This is a genomic window from Streptomyces sp. NBC_01142 (genome assembly GCF_026341125.1).
GTDB lineage: Bacteria > Actinomycetota > Actinomycetes > Streptomycetales > Streptomycetaceae > Streptomyces.
In genome coordinates this window covers 1097961-1113972 of sequence record NZ_JAPEOR010000001.1, presented here as the reverse complement: position 1 = coordinate 1113972, position 16012 = coordinate 1097961, and the positions used below count along the sequence as shown (strand labels likewise).

At 71.2% G+C, this 16012-nt stretch carries 13 protein-coding genes; 9 read left to right on the top strand and 4 right to left on the bottom strand.

Annotated elements, in window-relative coordinates:
- Positions 1-21: 21 nt before the first annotated feature.
- Positions 22-606 carry a hypothetical protein gene (locus OG883_RS05330; protein ID WP_266541253.1) on the top strand — a complete coding sequence of 195 codons (585 nt, stop codon included), beginning with the start codon at positions 22-24 and terminating at the stop codon, positions 604-606.
- Here the strand turns inward: OG883_RS05330 and OG883_RS05325 are convergent.
- Positions 603-2162 (bottom strand): hypothetical protein, encoded by a 1560-nt coding sequence (locus OG883_RS05325; RefSeq protein ID WP_266535616.1) that lies wholly within the window; start codon positions 2160-2162, stop codon positions 603-605. The two genes, OG883_RS05330 and OG883_RS05325, sit on opposite strands and share 4 nt — an antisense overlap.
- Positions 2163-2473: 311 nt before the next feature.
- On the opposite strand from OG883_RS05325, the gene OG883_RS05320 reads away from it, so the two are divergent.
- From OG883_RS05320 to OG883_RS05290, 7 genes are all read left to right on the top strand, one after another.
- Positions 2474-3175 carry a spermidine synthase gene (locus tag OG883_RS05320; protein WP_266541251.1) on the top strand — a complete coding sequence of 234 codons (702 nt, stop codon included), beginning with the start codon at positions 2474-2476 and terminating at the stop codon, positions 3173-3175.
- 91 nt (positions 3176-3266) lie between these two features.
- Positions 3267-4004, top strand: a complete 738-nt coding sequence (locus tag OG883_RS05315; protein WP_266535613.1) for a response regulator transcription factor — start codon at positions 3267-3269, stop codon at positions 4002-4004.
- Positions 4001-5116: an ATP-binding protein gene (locus OG883_RS05310; RefSeq protein ID WP_266535611.1), complete on the top strand. Its 1116-nt coding sequence runs from the start codon at positions 4001-4003 to the stop codon at positions 5114-5116. The genes OG883_RS05315 and OG883_RS05310 overlap by 4 nt, the downstream gene beginning before the upstream one ends.
- A 300-nt stretch (positions 5117-5416) precedes the next feature.
- Positions 5417-9274, top strand: a complete 3858-nt coding sequence (locus OG883_RS05305) for a multifunctional oxoglutarate decarboxylase/oxoglutarate dehydrogenase thiamine pyrophosphate-binding subunit/dihydrolipoyllysine-residue succinyltransferase subunit (RefSeq protein ID WP_266535608.1) — start codon at positions 5417-5419, stop codon at positions 9272-9274.
- A 201-nt stretch (positions 9275-9475) separates the two neighbouring features.
- Positions 9476-9658, top strand: a complete 183-nt coding sequence (locus OG883_RS05300) for a DUF6104 family protein (protein WP_114529128.1) — start codon at positions 9476-9478, stop codon at positions 9656-9658.
- A 702-nt stretch (positions 9659-10360) separates the two neighbouring features.
- Complete coding sequence (locus OG883_RS05295; protein WP_266535602.1) at positions 10361-11233, top strand: hypothetical protein; 873 nt, start codon at positions 10361-10363, stop codon at positions 11231-11233.
- Between the two features lies 1 nt (position 11234).
- A complete protein-coding gene (locus tag OG883_RS05290; RefSeq protein WP_266535599.1) occupies positions 11235-12203 on the top strand; it encodes a helix-turn-helix transcriptional regulator in 969 nt (322 codons plus the stop codon).
- A 662-nt stretch (positions 12204-12865) separates the two neighbouring features.
- Here OG883_RS05290 and OG883_RS05285 read toward each other — a convergent pair.
- The gene (locus OG883_RS05285; RefSeq protein WP_266535596.1) at positions 12866-13429 is read right to left on the bottom strand and encodes a Clp protease N-terminal domain-containing protein; all 564 of its coding nucleotides are present in this window, start codon (positions 13427-13429) and stop codon (positions 12866-12868) included.
- A complete protein-coding gene (locus OG883_RS05280) occupies positions 13429-13638 on the bottom strand; it encodes an HTH domain-containing protein (protein ID WP_018571396.1) in 210 nt (69 codons plus the stop codon). The genes OG883_RS05285 and OG883_RS05280 overlap by 1 nt, the downstream gene beginning before the upstream one ends.
- Positions 13639-13709: 71 nt before the next feature.
- Here OG883_RS05280 and OG883_RS05275 point away from each other — a divergent pair, with 71 nt between their 5' ends.
- Positions 13710-14555, top strand: coding sequence for an MBL fold metallo-hydrolase (locus OG883_RS05275; protein WP_266535594.1), 846 nt, complete (start codon positions 13710-13712; stop codon positions 14553-14555).
- On the opposite strand, the gene OG883_RS05270 is transcribed toward OG883_RS05275, so the two are convergent.
- The gene (locus tag OG883_RS05270) at positions 14533-15981 is read right to left on the bottom strand and encodes a cellulase family glycosylhydrolase (protein WP_266535591.1); all 1449 of its coding nucleotides are present in this window, start codon (positions 15979-15981) and stop codon (positions 14533-14535) included. The two genes, OG883_RS05275 and OG883_RS05270, sit on opposite strands and share 23 nt — an antisense overlap.
- Between the last annotated feature and the right edge of the window lie 31 nt (positions 15982-16012).

The following is a 16012-nucleotide window of genomic DNA, read 5'->3' as shown; positions in this document are numbered from 1 at the left end:
CCCGCCGCCCCTGGCGTCCGCATGCTGTACGCCCGGTCCCGCGGCATCCCCCTCGCCCTCGCCGTACTCGCCGCGACCGCCGGTCTCGCCGTCTGGGCGGCGTACGGACTGGACGCGTACATCGATCCCGAGCGGCGCGTACCGGTGGTGGCGCTCGCCCCGCTGTTCGCCTCCGCCGTGATCGGGACCGGCTTCCATCAGTACGCCGACGAGCTGGACCGTACGGCCGTACGCCCCTGGTGGCCGCGGCGGCTGACCCACCTGCTGGCCCTCACCGCTCTCGCGGCGGCCGCACTGGCACTGGCGGTACTCGGGCACGCGGCGGAGTTCGGGGCCCCGGCCATGGTGCGCAACACGCTGGGCGCGGTCGGCATCACGGCTGCCTCGGCCGCCCTGATCGGCGCGCGGCTGAGCTGGATGCCGACGTTCGGGTACCTGAGCGCCGTCTACCTGGGGGCGCCCCGCACCCACGGCGGCTGGTCGACGGTCTGGGCCTGGCCGATGCAGCCGGGGCCCCAGGCCGGGGCGTGGGCGACGGCGGCGACAGCGTTCGTCGCGGGCTCGGCGCTGTACGCCTGGCGCGGCCCTCGCCGCGAAGAGCCCTAGGTGTGCTGTCCCGGGACATGGGTGACGGGCGGCGGGGCCGGCTCGGTGACGGCTTGCGGGGCCGGCCGGGTGGACGGTGACAGGTAGGCGCGCCAGTCGGGCACGCCCGGCAGGTCCGGGAGGGGCCGGAGCCGCCAGTGGCGGGCGTACGCCGGAGGCCCGCCGTCCCCCGTCATCACGAGGGCAACGGGCCGGGTGCGGGCGAGGGCGGCGATCCCCGCGGGGGTGATGCTGCCGTCGTGGCCGCCCGTCTGACGGGACGCGCACCCGGCGAGGAAGGCGATCCGGACGGCCTCCTCGCCGCTGACCACGCAGGGCGGACGGACTCCCTGGCGGTCCAGCTCGGCGACCACCCGGCCGAGCGCCGCCCGGTGGGCGCGGCTGCGGGCGACCGCACCGTCGAGAACGGCGTACTGGACCGCCAGATGCGCGCCCAGAACCAGGGCAAGGCCGGTCGCGACCAGCGGGCGGGCCCGGGCCGTCCTCCCGATCCTGGTCAGGCACAGCGCCACCGGAAGTGCCAGCAGGGCGTACGTGGGCAGCAGGAAGCGGGGGGCGGCATAGCCGATCAGAAGCAGATACGGCACCGCGAGCGACAGACCGGCCAGCGTCGGCACCAGAACGACGGTCAGCCGCCGGAGGCGGACCCCGACGAGCAGCCCGGCCACGGCGAGCAGCGGCAGTGCGAACCACCACACCGCGGTGACCGGCCGTCGCCACGGGATGTCGCAGGGGCGGCAGAGCGAGCGCCCGTCCAGGGCGCGCATCTGGTCGCCGAAGGCGAGCTGCCAGTCCAGGTGCCCCTGGATCTCACTCGCGCGCCGCAGCCGCGCCACGAGCCCGTCGTAGCCGGCGTACGCCTCGATCACCCACTCCGCGCAGCCGAGGGCCGCACCCGCTCCCAGTACCAGAAGCAGAACCGGGCGCCGCCACGCCCTGACGAGAAGCGCGGCAGCGGCCAGCGGCAGTGCGAGCCAGAGGGCGTCGGAGGGCCGCATCAGCGCGACGAACGCCACGCCGGCGCCGAGGCCCGCGAGCGCGGCGAGGTCGGACCGGTCCCGCGCGGCCCGCAGAAAACAGCCGACCGTGGCCAGCGACCCGAGGGCGACCCAGAGGTTGGGCATGGCCTGCGGGCCGTAGAGCACGGTGATCCACAGCCCGGCGAACAGCGCGCCGGCGAGCGCGAGTACGGGGCCGGGGAGCAGCCGCCGCCACACCCGCAGCGCGAGGAAGAGACCGGCGCCCGACAGCAGCGCCAGACAGACACGAAGCGCCTCGACGGACGAGGTCAGCGCGGTCACCGGCGCAACGAGGAAGGTGATGCCCCGGGCCCGTGGCGCGCTGAAAAACGCGGCCTCGGCGTCCGGGCTGACCTGGCTGACGTACACCGTCTCGTCCCATCCGAGCCCCGAACCAGGCACGACGAGCACCAGCTGGAGGAGGGTGTACGCCCCGGCGACTGCGGCCAGCCATCTGAGGTCGCGCCCGGTCGACCGACCTGTGCCGGGCCCGGACTCGGTCCCTCGCAGGCCGGCCTCCGCCGAGGTCTGTGTCATGGGGCCACGCTGCACCGGCGCCGGATGCCCGGCCATCGCAGAACGCCACTCGGACGAACGGCCGGGAGGGGGCCCACGGCCGGAGGGAGGCGACCAGCGCCCGGAGGAAGGAGACCCACGGCCGGAGGAAGGCGAGCGGCCGGGAGGAAGGCAAGCGGCCGGGAGGAGGCGGACAATTCGGGACGTCAGGCGGCGTACAGCGCCGTCTCGTCCCGAAACCGATTGTCCGGTCATCCCCGTCCCGCAAGGATGGCCGTCTGCCCACGTCCGACCCTTCCCTGCCTTCCACGGGGAAACCTCAGCCCGGAGGCATCGCCGTGCCGGTTTCTGTTCCTGTTCCCGAAGAAGTTCCTGTCACCCTCGACCGGCGTGAGGGGCCCTACGGAGAGGTCGTCCTGCGGCAGCGCGGAGTGCACCACGAGATCATCGTCAATGGGTGCTTCCTGATGGACACCTCCGACGGCCGGTCCGAGCGCCTGCTCGTCGACGCCGCATACGACGCCCTGGCCGCCGCGGGCCGCGAGCACCCCTGCGTTCTCATCGGCGGCCTCGGCGTCGGCTTCTCCCTCGCCCACGCCGCCGCCAACCCCGGCTGGAGACGCATCGCCGTCGTCGAACGCGAGCAGGCGATCATCGACTGGCACCGCGCGGGTCCCCTCGCCGCGATCTCCGGCCAGGCCCTTGCCGACCCGCGCAGCGTGATCCTGCACACGGACCTGATCGCCCATCTCCGCACCACTACAGACCGCTACGACGCCCTCTGTCTGGACATCGACAACGGGCCCGGCTGGACCGTCACGGACGACAACGAGAACCTCTACTCACCGGCCGGACTCGCCGCCTGCCAGGGCGTGTTGGAGCCGGGCGGAATCCTCGCCGTATGGTCCGCGCAGCCCTCCCCCATCTTTGAGGATGCGTTGCGGAATGCCGGATTCAGCGGGGTAAAGACCGAAGAGATCCGGGTTGCCCGAGGCGTACCGGACGTGGTCCACCTCGCCGTTCGCCCTGCGTAGCCGGGACACCTTCACTGCCCTTACGCTGCTCCCTTACATACCGGATCTACTACTGCATGCAACTCGCGAGAACGCGTACAGGGGCGGGGCGATGGAGCAGACACACACCACGCACAACGGCGTCGCGGCCACACCCGGCGCCCAACGCCGGGTGCTGGTCGTCGAGGACGACACAACGATCGTCGACGCCATCGCCGCCCGACTGCGGGCCGAGGGCTTCCTGGTCCAGACGGCCACCGACGGCCCGGCCGCCGTTGACGCCGCCGAGGCCTGGCAGCCCGATCTGATGGTTCTGGACGTGATGCTCCCGGGATTCGACGGCCTCGAGGTCTGCCGTCGCGTTCAGGCGCAGCGGCCCGTCCCGGTACTGATGCTCACCGCACGGGACGACGAGACCGACATGCTGGTCGGCCTGGGCGTCGGCGCGGACGACTACATGACCAAGCCGTTCTCGATGCGGGAACTCGCCGCCCGGGTGCATGTGCTGCTGCGGCGGGTGGAGCGGGCCGCGCTCGCCGCCGTGACGCCGCGCAGCGGGATTCTGCGGCTGGGCGAGCTGGAGATCGACCACGCCCAGCGCCGCGTCCGGGTGCGCAGCGAGGACGTGCACCTGACGCCGACCGAGTTCGACCTGCTGGTCTGCCTGGCGAACACGCCGCGTGCGGTCCTCTCCCGCGAGCAGCTGCTCGCGGAGGTGTGGGACTGGGCGGACGCCTCCGGCACCCGTACCGTCGACAGCCACATCAAGGCGTTGCGCCGCAAGATCGGTGCCGAGCGGATCCGTACGGTCCACGGCGTCGGCTACGCACTGGAGACGCCGGCTCCATGAGACGGCGGCCGCCCCGGGAGAGAGTGCGGAACTGGCGGGCCCGGCTGGGCTCCGCATCCATCGCGGTCTCGATCAAGACCAAGCTCGGCACGCTCGTCGTCGTCTCGGTCTTCATCACCACCGGCCTGCTGCTGGTCGCCCTGCGCACCGAGACCGAGCTCCGTTTCATCACGGTGTTCTCGGTGATAGCGACTCTCCTGATCACCCAGTTCGTGGCGCACGGTCTGACCGCCCCGCTGGACGAGATGAACACCGTCGCCAAGGGCATATCGCACGGCGACTACACCCGCCGGGTGCGCGGCGCCGACCGCCGCGACGAGCTCGGCGACCTCGCCTCCACCATCAACCGCATGGCCGACGACCTGGAGGCCGTGGACCAGCACCGCAAGGAGCTGGTCGCCAATGTCTCGCACGAGCTGCGCACTCCGATCGCCGCGCTGCGCGCCGTTCTGGAGAACGTCGTCGACGGGATCTCCGCCGCCGACCCGGAGACGATGCGCACCGCGCTCAAGCAGACCGAGCGCCTGGGCCGCCTCGTCGAGACGCTCCTCGATCTGTCCCGGCTCGACAACGGGGTCCTCCCCCTCAAGGCCCGCCGCTTCGAGGTGTGGCCCTACCTCTCCGGTGTGCTGAAGGAGGCCAATCTGGCCGCCGCGCAGCGCAGCCTGTCCTCCGGATCCGGCAACCACACCCGTACCGACGTCCATCTGCACCTGGATGTCTCGCCGCCCGAGCTGACCGCGCACGCGGACGCGGAGCGGCTGCACCAGGTGGTCGCCAATCTGATCGACAACGCGGTCAAGCATTCGCCGCCGCACGGCCGGGTGACGGTACGGGCCCGGCGCGGGCCGCAGCCGGAGTCCCTCGACCTGGAAGTGGTCGACGAGGGTCCTGGCATCCCCGAGCAGGAGCGTTACCGGGTCTTCGAGCGCTTCAACCGCGGCAGCGTCATCTCCCCGCACGGTCCCGGCAGCGACGGAGGTACGGGGCTGGGGCTGGCGATCGCGCGCTGGGCGGTGGATCTGCACGGTGGGCGCATCGGGGTGGCCGAATCGTCCCGGGGCTGCCGGATCCAGGTCACCCTTCCGGGAATCCCGTCGGCGCGCGGTTGACGTAGGGTTCGAACCGGAAGAGCACATTCTGCGTGGAGACAGTCAGAACGTGTTCACGACGCGGTCGGTAACCGGCCAGACGTCGTCAGGGGTGCGGGCCATGGGGCCGCAGCCGCGGTGTCGCGTACCCGCGGGGAAGCGGAACCACGCTTGTTTCCCGCCATTCACAGCCCCGAAACCCGCCTTCCGGTGTGACTTGCGCGACGATGACCCGCCCCGCCTGCACCTCTCGGCCAGGGAGGCGTAGCCTTTATTTCCGCTGTCCATCACCTTGTGAAGCGGAAGAGGGCGGTTGCCGCCGTGTCGTCTCAGTCCCCCAGTAACTCGAGCACCTCAACAGACCAAGGCGGGCAGGGTAAGAACCCTGCCGCCGCGTTCGGTCCCAATGAGTGGCTCGTCGACGAGATCTACCAGCAGTACCTCCAGGACCCGAATTCGGTCGACCGTGCCTGGTGGGACTTCTTCGCCGACTACAAGCCGGGGGCGTCCGCGTCCGGTACGGCGGACAAGCCCGAGGGTGCCGCAGCCGCGGGGGCTGCGGTGACCACTCCCCCCGCACCGGCCACAGCTCCGGCGCAGCCCGCGACCCCGGCACCGGCCGCTCCGGCCCCTGCCGCCGCCGCGCCCGCCCCACCGCCCGGTGCAGGCACCGGTACCGCAGGAGCGGCTCCCGCTGCTCCCGCTGCTGCGGCGAAGCCCGCGGCTGCCGCTCCGGCGCCCGCAAAGGCTGCCCCGGCCGCCCCGGCCAAGCCGGCCGCGGCCGCGGCGGAGCCCGCCGCCGAGGCCCCCGCAGGCCCCGAGTACGTGACGCTGCGCGGCCCGTCCGCCGCTGTCGCGAAGAACATGAACGCCTCGCTGGAGCTGCCCACGGCCACGTCCGTGCGCGCCGTCCCGGTGAAGCTGCTCTTCGACAACCGCATCGTCATCAACAACCACCTCAAGCGCGCCCGCGGTGGGAAGGTCTCCTTCACCCACCTCATCGGGTACGCGATGGTTCAGGCCCTCAAGGCCATGCCGACGATGAACAACTCCTTCGCCGAGAAGGACGGCAAGCCGACGCTGGTCAAGCCCGAGCACGTCAACCTGGGCCTGGCCATCGACCTGGTCAAGCCCAACGGCGACCGCCAGCTCGTCGTCGCGGCCATCAAGAAGGCCGAGACGCTCAACTTCTTCGAGTTCTGGCAGGCGTACGAGGACATCGTCCGCCGCGCCCGCAACGGCAAGCTCGGCATGGACGACTTCACCGGCGTCACCGCCTCGCTGACCAACCCCGGCGGCATCGGCACCGTTCACTCGGTGCCCCGCCTGATGCCCGGACAGGGCCTCATCATGGGCGTCGGCGCGATGGACTACCCGGCCGAGTTCCAGGGCACCTCGCAGGACACCCTGAACAAGCTGGGCATCTCCAAGGTCATGACGCTGACCTCGACGTACGACCACCGGGTCATCCAGGGCGCCGCCTCCGGCGAGTTCCTGCGGGTCGTCTCCAACCTGCTGCTCGGCGAGACCGGCTTCTACGACGAGATCTTCGAGTCGCTGCGCATCCCCTACGAGCCGGTCCGCTGGCTCAAGGACATCGACGTCTCCCACGACGACGACGTCACCAAGGCGGCGCGCGTCTTCGAGCTGATCCACTCCTACCGGGTCCGCGGCCATGTCATGGCCGACACCGACCCGCTGGAGTACAAGCAGCGCAAGCACCCCGACCTGGACATCATCGAGCACGGCCTCACCCTGTGGGACCTGGAGCGCGAGTTCGCGGTCGGCGGCTTCTCCGGCAAGTCGATGATGAAGCTGCGCGACATCCTCGGCGTGCTGCGCGACTCGTACTGCCGCACCACCGGCGTCGAGTTCATGCACATCCAGGACCCGAAGCAGCGCAAGTGGATCCAGGACCGCATCGAGCGCGGGCACACCAAGCCCGAGCGCGAGGAGCAGCTGCGCATCCTGCGCCGTCTGAACGCCGCCGAGGCCTTCGAGACGTTCCTGCAGACCAAGTACGTCGGCCAGAAGCGGTTCTCGCTGGAGGGCGGCGAGTCCGTCATCCCGCTGCTCGACGCGGTCATCGACTCGGCCGCCGAGTCGCGCCTGGACGAGGTCGTCATCGGCATGGCCCACCGCGGCCGGCTCAACGTCCTCGCCAACATCGTCGGCAAGTCGTACGCGCAGATCTTCCGGGAGTTCGAGGGCAACCTCGACCCGAAGTCGATGCACGGCTCCGGCGACGTGAAGTACCACCTCGGCGCCGAGGGCACCTTCACCGGTCTGGACGGCGAGCAGATCAAGGTCTCGCTGGTCGCCAACCCCTCCCACCTGGAGGCCGTCGACCCGGTCCTGGAGGGTGTCGCCCGCGCCAAGCAGGACGTCATCAACAAGGGCGGCACCGACTTCACCGTCCTGCCCGTCGCCCTGCACGGTGACGCGGCCTTCGCCGGCCAGGGTGTCGTCGCCGAGACGCTGAACATGTCCCAGCTGCGCGGCTACCGCACCGGCGGCACGGTCCACATCGTCATCAACAACCAGGTCGGCTTCACCGCCGCCCCGGAGTCGTCGCGTTCGTCGATGTACGCGACCGATGTGGCCCGCATGATCGAGGCGCCGATCTTCCATGTGAACGGCGACGACCCGGAGGCCGTGGTCCGCGTGGCCCGTCTGGCCTTCGAGTTCCGCCAGACGTTCAACAAGGATGTCGTGATCGACCTCATCTGCTACCGCCGCCGCGGTCACAACGAGGGCGACAACCCGCAGTTCACCAACCCGCAGATGTACAACCTGATCGACAAGAAGCGCTCGGTGCGCAAGCTCTACACCGAGTCGCTGATCGGTCGCGGCGACATCACGCTGGAAGAGGCGGAGCAGGCGCTCCAGGACTTCCAGGGCCAGCTGGAGAAGGTCTTCGCGGAGGTCCGCGAGGCCACCAGCCACCCGGCCCCGGCGCATGTCCCGGACGCCCAGGCCGAGTTCCCGGTGGCCGTCACCACCGCGGTCTCCCAGGAGGTCGTGAAGCGGATCGCCGAGTCCCAGGTCAGCATCCCCGACCGGATCAAGGTCCACCCGCGTCTGATGCCGCAGATGCAGCGCCGTGCGGCCTCGGTGGAGGACGGCACGATCGACTGGGGCATGGGCGAGACGCTCGCCATCGGCTCGCTGCTGATGGAGGGCACCCCGGTCCGTCTCTCCGGCCAGGACACCCGCCGCGGTACGTTCGGCCAGCGCCACGCGGTGCTGGTGGACCAGGAGACCGGCGAGGACTACACCCCGCTGCAGTACCTCTCCGAGGACCAGGCCCGCTACAACGTCTACGACTCGCTGCTGAGCGAGTACGCGGCGATGGGCTTCGAGTACGGCTACTCCCTCGCCCGTTCCGAGGCGCTGGTCATGTGGGAGGCGCAGTTCGGTGACTTCGTCAACGGCGCGCAGACCGTCGTCGACGAGTTCATCTCCTCGGCCGAGCAGAAGTGGGGCCAGACCTCCGGCGTCACGCTGCTGCTGCCGCACGGCTACGAGGGCCAGGGCCCGGACCACTCGTCCGCCCGTCCTGAGCGCTTCCTGCAGATGTGCGCGCAGAACAACATGACGGTCGCGATGCCGACCCTCCCGTCGAACTACTTCCACCTGCTGCGCTGGCAGGTCCACAACCCGCACCACAAGCCGCTCATCGTCTTCACCCCGAAGTCGATGCTGCGCCTGAAGGCCGCGGCGTCGAAGGCGGAGGAGTTCATCAACGGCGGCTTCCGCCCGGTGATCGGCGACGACACCGTGGACCCGAACGCGGTCCGCAAGGTCGTCTTCTGCACCGGCAAGGTCTACTACGACCTGGAGGCCGAGCGGGTCAAGCGCGGCAACACGGACACGGCGATCATCCGTCTCGAGCGCCTCTACCCGCTGCCGGGTGCCGAGCTCCAGGCGGAGATCGCCAAGTTCCCGAACGCCGAGAAGTACCTCTGGACGCAGGAGGAGCCGGCGAACCAGGGTGCGTGGCCGTTCATCGCGCTCAACCTGATCGACCACCTCGACCTGGCGGTCGGTGCGGACGTCCCGCACGGCGAGCGCCTGCGGCGCATCTCGCGCCCGCACGGCTCGTCCCCGGCTGTCGGCTCGGCCAAGCGCCACCAGGCGGAGCAGCAGCAGCTGCTCAACGAGGTCTTCGAGGCCTGAGCAGTACGGATCAGACGGAAGGCCCGGTCCCGCGTTCGTGCGGGGCCGGGCCTTTCGGCGTACGCGGCCAACTCGTCCCCGTGACATCGCAGTTGGCCGCAGCGGCGTACGCGACCATCTCACTGGCCTGCACCGTTGAGGGGGAGAGCCGGAAGTCGCCGTAATCTGAAGAGGTAGATCCCGTCCTACCAGGAGCATGTCTTGTACTTCACCGATCGCGGCATCGAGGAGCTGGAGAAGCGGCGCGGCGAGCAGGAGGTCACTTTCGAGTGGCTCGCCGAGCAGCTGCGTACCTTCGTCGACCTCAACCCGGACTTCGAGGTCCCGGTCGAGCGTCTGGCCACCTGGCTGGCGCGCCTGGACGACGAGGACGAGGACGAGTGATCCGGGCGGGCCGGCGTACGGCCTCGCCCACCGCTTCACGTTCGGCCTCGACGACGACCCGGCCCGGTACGACATCGCGGAGTCGTTGAGACAGGGGTAGCCGGGGCCCGAGCGGGGGTCCGGGCCCGGTTCGCGGGAAGACCGGGGCGGGGCCTCAGGGGCAACCTCCCCCTACGACCCGCGGCCCCGCAGCCTGCCGTGGACCGGGCCCACCGCGCCCGCCGTGCGCGGTCGGCACCGGACGCGCGGCCTTTCCGCCCCGCTGCCGCTCCGCGCGCCCCACACCGCCAACGGGACCCCCGTCGCGAGCCGACTGCGCCCAGGATGGGCCTTCGGCCGCGGAGCCAGGGGACCGAGGGGCCGTCCTGGACCACGTCGGACCCGGCACGTACCGCCTCGCGCCGCGTCGCGCCGCGCCGCCCCCTGCACCGGAGCCACCGGCGCCACGCCCCGCGCATACGCAACCGACCACAGCCGGTCGGCGGGTTCACCCGGGGTGGGGCCCGGGTGAGGCCCGACGGAGGGGCCAGGCCTGCGCACGCCAGGCCCCTTTGTCCGTGTATGGCGCTCGATACCCCCGATGCGACGCTCGATATCCACGCGAGGGCCGGCAGTCAGGCTTGACATCACCAGGCCGCGATATATCGTGTTCAGCATTAGACGCGATATATTGCGTCACGGCCGGCCTAGGAGGTCAGCACCATGGCAGAGTCGACGTGGGAAGTCGCTGAGCCGAAGAAGCTCACCTTCGACGATCCGGTGACGGCACTCAATGTGCGCATCGTCAACGGAACGGTCAACGTCGTGGGCACGGAGGAAGGTTCCGCCCGACTGGAGGTCTCCCATGTCGAGGGCCCCCCGCTGATCGTGACCCAGCAGGGCTCCACCCTCACCGTGGCCTACGCCGACCTCCCCTGGAAGGGCTTCCTCAAGTTGCTCGACCGCAAGGGCTGGCACCGAAACGCGGTCGTCTCCCTCGCCGTCCCGGCCGGCGCGGCCGTCGAGGTCGGTGTCGTCGGCGCGGGGGCGGTCGTCTCCGGCATCCAGGGACCCACGGCAGTACGCGGCATAAGCGGCGACACCACCCTCGTCAGGATTTCCGGAACGGTCCGCGCCGATACCGTCTCCGGGAACCTGGAGGCCCAGTCCGTCACCGGCGACCTGCGCTACAACTCGGTCTCCGGCGACCTGACGGTCATCGAGGGCGCGGGCTCCTCCGTACGGGCCGACTCGGTCAGCGGTGACATGGTCATCGATCTGACGGTGCCGGACGAGGAAGGAACCGGGAAGCCCACGGACATCCGGCTGAACACCGTCTCGGGCGAGGTCGCCATCCGGCTGCCGCACCCGACGGACGCCCAGGTCGAGGCCAACACCGCGAGCGGCGCGGTCTCCAATGCCTTCGAGGACCTGCGGGTCAGCGGCCAGTGGGGCGCGAAGAAGATCACCGGCACACTGGGCGCGGGCACCGGCACGCTCAGGGCGACGACGGTCTCCGGCTCCATCGCGCTGCTGCGCCGGCCGGCCGCGGAGGACGCGCCGTACGACGCCGCCCCCACCGGAAAGGTGCTCTGACATGCCACCCGTCTTCGCCCACGGCCGTCTGCGTCTCTATCTGCTCAAGCTCCTGGACGAGGCCCCGCGCCACGGCTACGAGGTGATCCGGCTGCTGGAGGAGCGCTTCCAGGGCCTGTACGCGCCGAGCGCCGGCACGGTGTACCCGCGGCTGGCCAAGCTGGAGGCCGAGGGCCTGGTCACGCACGCCACGGAAGGTGGCCGCAAGGTCTACTCGATCACCGCCGCCGGCCGCGAGGAACTGGCCGGGCGCAGCGGCGAGCTGGCCGACCTCGAACTGGAGATCCGCGAGTCGGTCTCCGAACTGGCCGCGGAGATCCGCGACGACGTGCGCGGCGCGGCGGGCAAGCTGCGCAGCGAGATGCGCGCGGCGGCGTCGGAAACGCGCCGCGGCGGCTCCGACACGTCCGACTGGGAGTCCGCCTTCGGCGACAAGGAGGCGTGGCACACGGCGAAGGAGGAGCTGCGCAAGGCCAAGCAGGAGTGGAAGGAGCAGGCGCGGCGGGCGAAGGACGAGTCGCGCCGGGCCCGCGAGGACGCGCAGCAGGCGCAGCGCCAGGCCAAGGAGGCGCAGGAGACGGCCCGCGAGGAGCTGCAGCGCATCGCCAAGCAGGTCCAGGACACGGTGCAGGACCACTTCGCACGGGGCGACTGGCCGAAGGGCGTACGGGAAGGGCTGTCGGAGCTCAGTACGCAGCTGGGGGGCCTGGCGCGGGGTACGGCGTGGCCGCCCTTCGTCAAGCCGGAACCGGCGGAGGCCGAATCCGCCCCGGAGTGGGCGAAGGACACGACGACGGACTCGGACGACCCGGCACGGGACCTGGACAGGCTGCTTGACCGCTTCCGCGACGACATCCGCGACGCGGCGCGCGACCACGGCGTCACGAAGGAACAACTGTCCGAAACCCGGCGCCACCTGTCCACGGCGGCGGCCCACATCGGAGCACTCCTCCACCGGCCAAGGCCCTAGCCCGCCGCGCCACCGGGGGCGCGGTCTGCTTCCAGGGGACGGTTGCGCCTCCCCACCCCCTGGGCCGCCCGGACAAGTGGCGCGGGGCGGCCCGGGGGCGGGGACGCGCAGCTGTCTCCGAGTCTCCGGCCACGGCGCACGGACAGCCGGCGCCGGCCGGCACAAGGGCGGGACGCCAACCGCCTCCGGTGCCCCGGCCCGGGACCGGCCCTGCAGCCTCGGACGCCCAGCCTGGCCCAGCCCAGCCTGGCTAGGCGTACGGACGACCCAGCACGCCTGCCAGCCACCCGCGCCCGCGCCCGGACAAACGGCACCGGCGGGCCCAGGGGCGGGGACGCGCAGCCATCTCCGGTGCCCCGGCCCGGGACCGGCCCTGCAACCTCGGACGCCCAGCCTGGCCCAGCCCAGCCTGGCTAGGCGTACGAACGTCCCAGCACGCCTGCCAGCCACCCGCGCCCGGACAAGCGGCACCGGCCGGCGCAGAGGCGGAGACACCAACCGCCTCCGGAGCCCCGACACCGGACTGCCGCGTCGAACCGCGGCGCGAAGCTGCCGCGGGGGTGTGGGGGCGCAGCCCCCAGTTCCGGGAAGGGGCGGGGTGGGGGAGACAACCCGCCCGCACTCCGGGGGCACCCGCACCGGCGACACCCCACCCCCACCCCTCACCCCGCCTTCGCCGCGCCACCCCCGAACATCGCCCTCTCCACCGTCTCGTACGTCGCCCCGTGCTCCGCCAGCACGTCCGCCACCACCCCCGGCCGCGCCGTCAGCGCCAGCAGCACATGCTCGCCGCCGATCTCCCGGTCGCCGCGCCCCAGCGCGATGCGGAGCGACTTCTCGAGGACACTCTTCGCCTCCGGGGTGAACGAACGGTGCCCCGACCACCACCGCTTCGACTTCCTGCCCACCTGCATCGCACCCTGCCCATGCGTCTCCTCGATCTTCGAGACGACCTCCGCCAGATCGATACCGAGCCCGGCCAGCGCATCCGAGTCCGCCTTCGAAAGGCCCCCGCGCCGCCGCGCGTCCGCCAGCGCCTTCTCGACCGACGCGCGCCGGTGGGTGATCCCCAGCGCCGCGAAGGCGAACGCCGCCCGTGTCCCCTCCTGGTCGAGCATCGCCAGCAGGACGTGCTCCTCGGTGATGGAGTCCGCGCCCGCCCGTTCCGAGTGTTCTACGCACCCCGTCACGACATCCCGCGCATCCTGGGTGAAACGCTCGAACATCACTGCCTCCCGTACTTCTTGTGTACGGCCTGCCGGCTGACGCCCAGCTCGGCCGCGATCTCCTGCCACGACCAGCCCTGGTTACGGGCACTGCGCACCTGCACGGCTTCGAGCTGCTCCAGGAGCCGCCGCAGCGCGGCGACGGCCCGCAGCCCGACCCGGGGGTCGCGGTCGCCCGCCCGCTCGGCGAGATCGGTTGCTTCGGTCATGACTGTCAACCTACATTGACAGTTGTCCACAGTCAACCCCGGTTGACGCCATCCCGCGTACCGTGAGTCCTGTGATCGATTTCCGTACGAACGCACCCGTGGCGGGCAGCCTCGACGTCCAGTGGCATGCCGGCTGGCCCTCCCCCAAGCACGACCCCGCACCGGAGATCCAGGTGCACGCGTACTCCGAGCACACCGTGATCCTGCGGCAGAACAAGTCCGTGCACTATGAAGCCCCGTTCCTCTTCCTGCTGTTCGGGAACGAACGAGCGCTGCTGCTGGACACCGGAGCCACGGCCGACCCCGCGCACTTCCCGCTGCGCACCACCGTCGACATGCTGATGGAGCGGTGGCTCGCCAGGCATCCCCGTGCGGAGTACGGACTGGTGGTGGCGCACACCCACGGCCACAGCGATCACATAGCGGGCGACCGGCAGTTCGCGGACCGGCTGCGCACCGAGGTCGTCGGGGCTTCACCGGAGGAGGTGAGGAGCTTCTTCGGGTTCGGCGACTGGCCGGACGGACCCGCCGAGCTGGACCTCGGCGGGCGGGTGCTCGATCTGCTGCCGGGGCCCGGACACCAGGAGGCCGCGATCGTGTTCCACGACCGGCACACCGGCCTGCTGCTGACCGGCGACTCCCTCTACCCCGGACGGCTGTATGTGCAGGACACCGCCGCCTTCACCGCCACCGTCGACCGGCTGCTCGCCTTCTGCGCGAACACCCCGGTGACGCATATCCTCGGCTGCCACATCGAGATGACGACCACCCGGGACAAGGACTATCCCCGCGGCACCACCCATCAGCCGGACGAGCCCCCGCTCCAGCTGACGACCGCGCATCTGAGACGGCTGCGCAGCGCCCTCGCCGTGCACGAGGGCCCGTGCGGGGACTTCATCGTGGTGTACGAGGAGTGACGGTGACCGTGATCCGCGCCCCGGGCCAGGCATGCACCCGCACCTCGCCCGCCCTGCCGGCCGACACCGTCCGGGTGCTCGTCCAGGCCGGGCCATCCAGCGCGATACGCCAGCCGGCCGGGCCCGGCGGCAGCGAGATATCCGTCGTGCCCGGCCGCAGGGACGCCCGGTACTGAAGGCGGTAGGTCCCGTTCGCCGGGTCGTACGCATCCGTGCCCACCCGTCCCGCCACGGCCGGGGCGTACGGCGCGGCGGTCTGCTCCTTGTTCGTACGGAAGCGGCCCCGGTCGTCGACCGCGCAGTACCCGCCCCCGTAGCACCAGACATAGCCCGCCCACCCGGAGCTGTAGCGGTTCAGAGAGGAGAGCGCCTCGCGGTAGAAGCGGGACATGTTCGGGAGGGAGTTGTTCAGCGGCCCCCACTCCCCCACCACGACCGGGATCCGCTGCTCCTTCGGGTATGCGGTGACGGCCGCCTCGTACGACTCGATCCATCCCGCCGAGGGGTCGTAGTCCGCGCCCGCCTCCATCGCCGCGTTGTAGAAGTGCGGGGCGTAGACGACCTTCGGGTCCTTGATCCTCCCGAGGCCCGTGGGGACGCCCTCGCCGACGATCGGGGTGGGCTCGACGAAGAGCCAGGTGTCGTCGTCGGCCCTGCGGACCGCGTCCGCAAGGCGGTTGTACATCGGCGTGAGCTGGTCGCGCTCGATCCGGCGGGCGGCCGTGGGCAGGTCCTCGCCCTCCCGCAGTTCGCCCATCGGCTCGTTGATCAGGTCGTAGCCGAGAACGGCCGGATGGTCCTCGAAGCGGTCGGCGAGGACCCGCCACATCCGTGCCTGGGCGCGCCGCAGGTCCTCGTCCTCGTAGAGGTGGGTGAAGGCGCGCTGCACGGCCGGCTCGAAGTACTCGGAGAACCAGTCGTCCGGGTGCGGGGTGAAGGGCAGCCCGTCGGTCCTGGTGGCCCACTCCGGGATGCCGCGGTGCCCGAAGGCCGGGCCGAAGACATCCTGGTGGGCGTCGATGAGCACATGGATGCCATGCTTGTCGGCCCAGTTCAGGACCTGTTCGATCGTGCGCAGATACGCCTGGCTGTACTGGCCCTGCCGGGGTTCGAGGTCGTCCCAGAAGACCAGCAGCCTGGCGAAGTTGAAGCCCTTGGCGCGCAGGTCGCGGAAGTGCTTCTCGGTGATGGCGGACAGGGCCTGCTCGCCGCGGTTCGCCTTGTCCTCGACGTTCCAGCCGCGCAGGGTGAGGGTCCGGCCGCGGTCGTCCGTCAGGCGGGGGATGCCGCCCGGGTCCGCGGGGGACGCCGAGGCGGCCGGGGCGGCGCGGGCAGCCCGCGCGGCGTGGGCGGCAGGAGCCGGGGCCCCTGCCGCCAGAAGGAGAGAGCAGCCGAGCAGTATCGGGATCGTTCGGCGCGTACGCATGGGGCGGATCCCATCAGTACACCTGACGGTC

Bases quoted from the DNA above. Each gene is read 5' to 3' on its own strand.
- OG883_RS05330 (WP_266541253.1), top strand. From the start codon at position 22: ATGCTGTACGCCCGGTCCCGCGGCATCCCCCTCGCCCTCGCCGTACTC.
- OG883_RS05325 (WP_266535616.1), bottom strand. From the start codon at position 2,162: ATGACACAGACCTCGGCGGAGGCCGGCCTGCGAGGGACCGAGTCCGGG.
- OG883_RS05315 (WP_266535613.1), top strand. From the start codon at position 3,267: ATGGAGCAGACACACACCACGCACAACGGCGTCGCGGCCACACCCGGC.
- OG883_RS05310 (WP_266535611.1), top strand. From the start codon at position 4,001: ATGAGACGGCGGCCGCCCCGGGAGAGAGTGCGGAACTGGCGGGCCCGG.
- OG883_RS05295 (WP_266535602.1), top strand. From the start codon at position 10,361: ATGGCAGAGTCGACGTGGGAAGTCGCTGAGCCGAAGAAGCTCACCTTC.
- OG883_RS05290 (WP_266535599.1), top strand. From the start codon at position 11,235: ATGCCACCCGTCTTCGCCCACGGCCGTCTGCGTCTCTATCTGCTCAAG.
- OG883_RS05285 (WP_266535596.1), bottom strand. From the start codon at position 13,429: ATGTTCGAGCGTTTCACCCAGGATGCGCGGGATGTCGTGACGGGGTGC.
- OG883_RS05280 (WP_018571396.1), bottom strand. From the start codon at position 13,638: ATGACCGAAGCAACCGATCTCGCCGAGCGGGCGGGCGACCGCGACCCC.
- OG883_RS05270 (WP_266535591.1), bottom strand. From the start codon at position 15,981: ATGCGTACGCGCCGAACGATCCCGATACTGCTCGGCTGCTCTCTCCTT.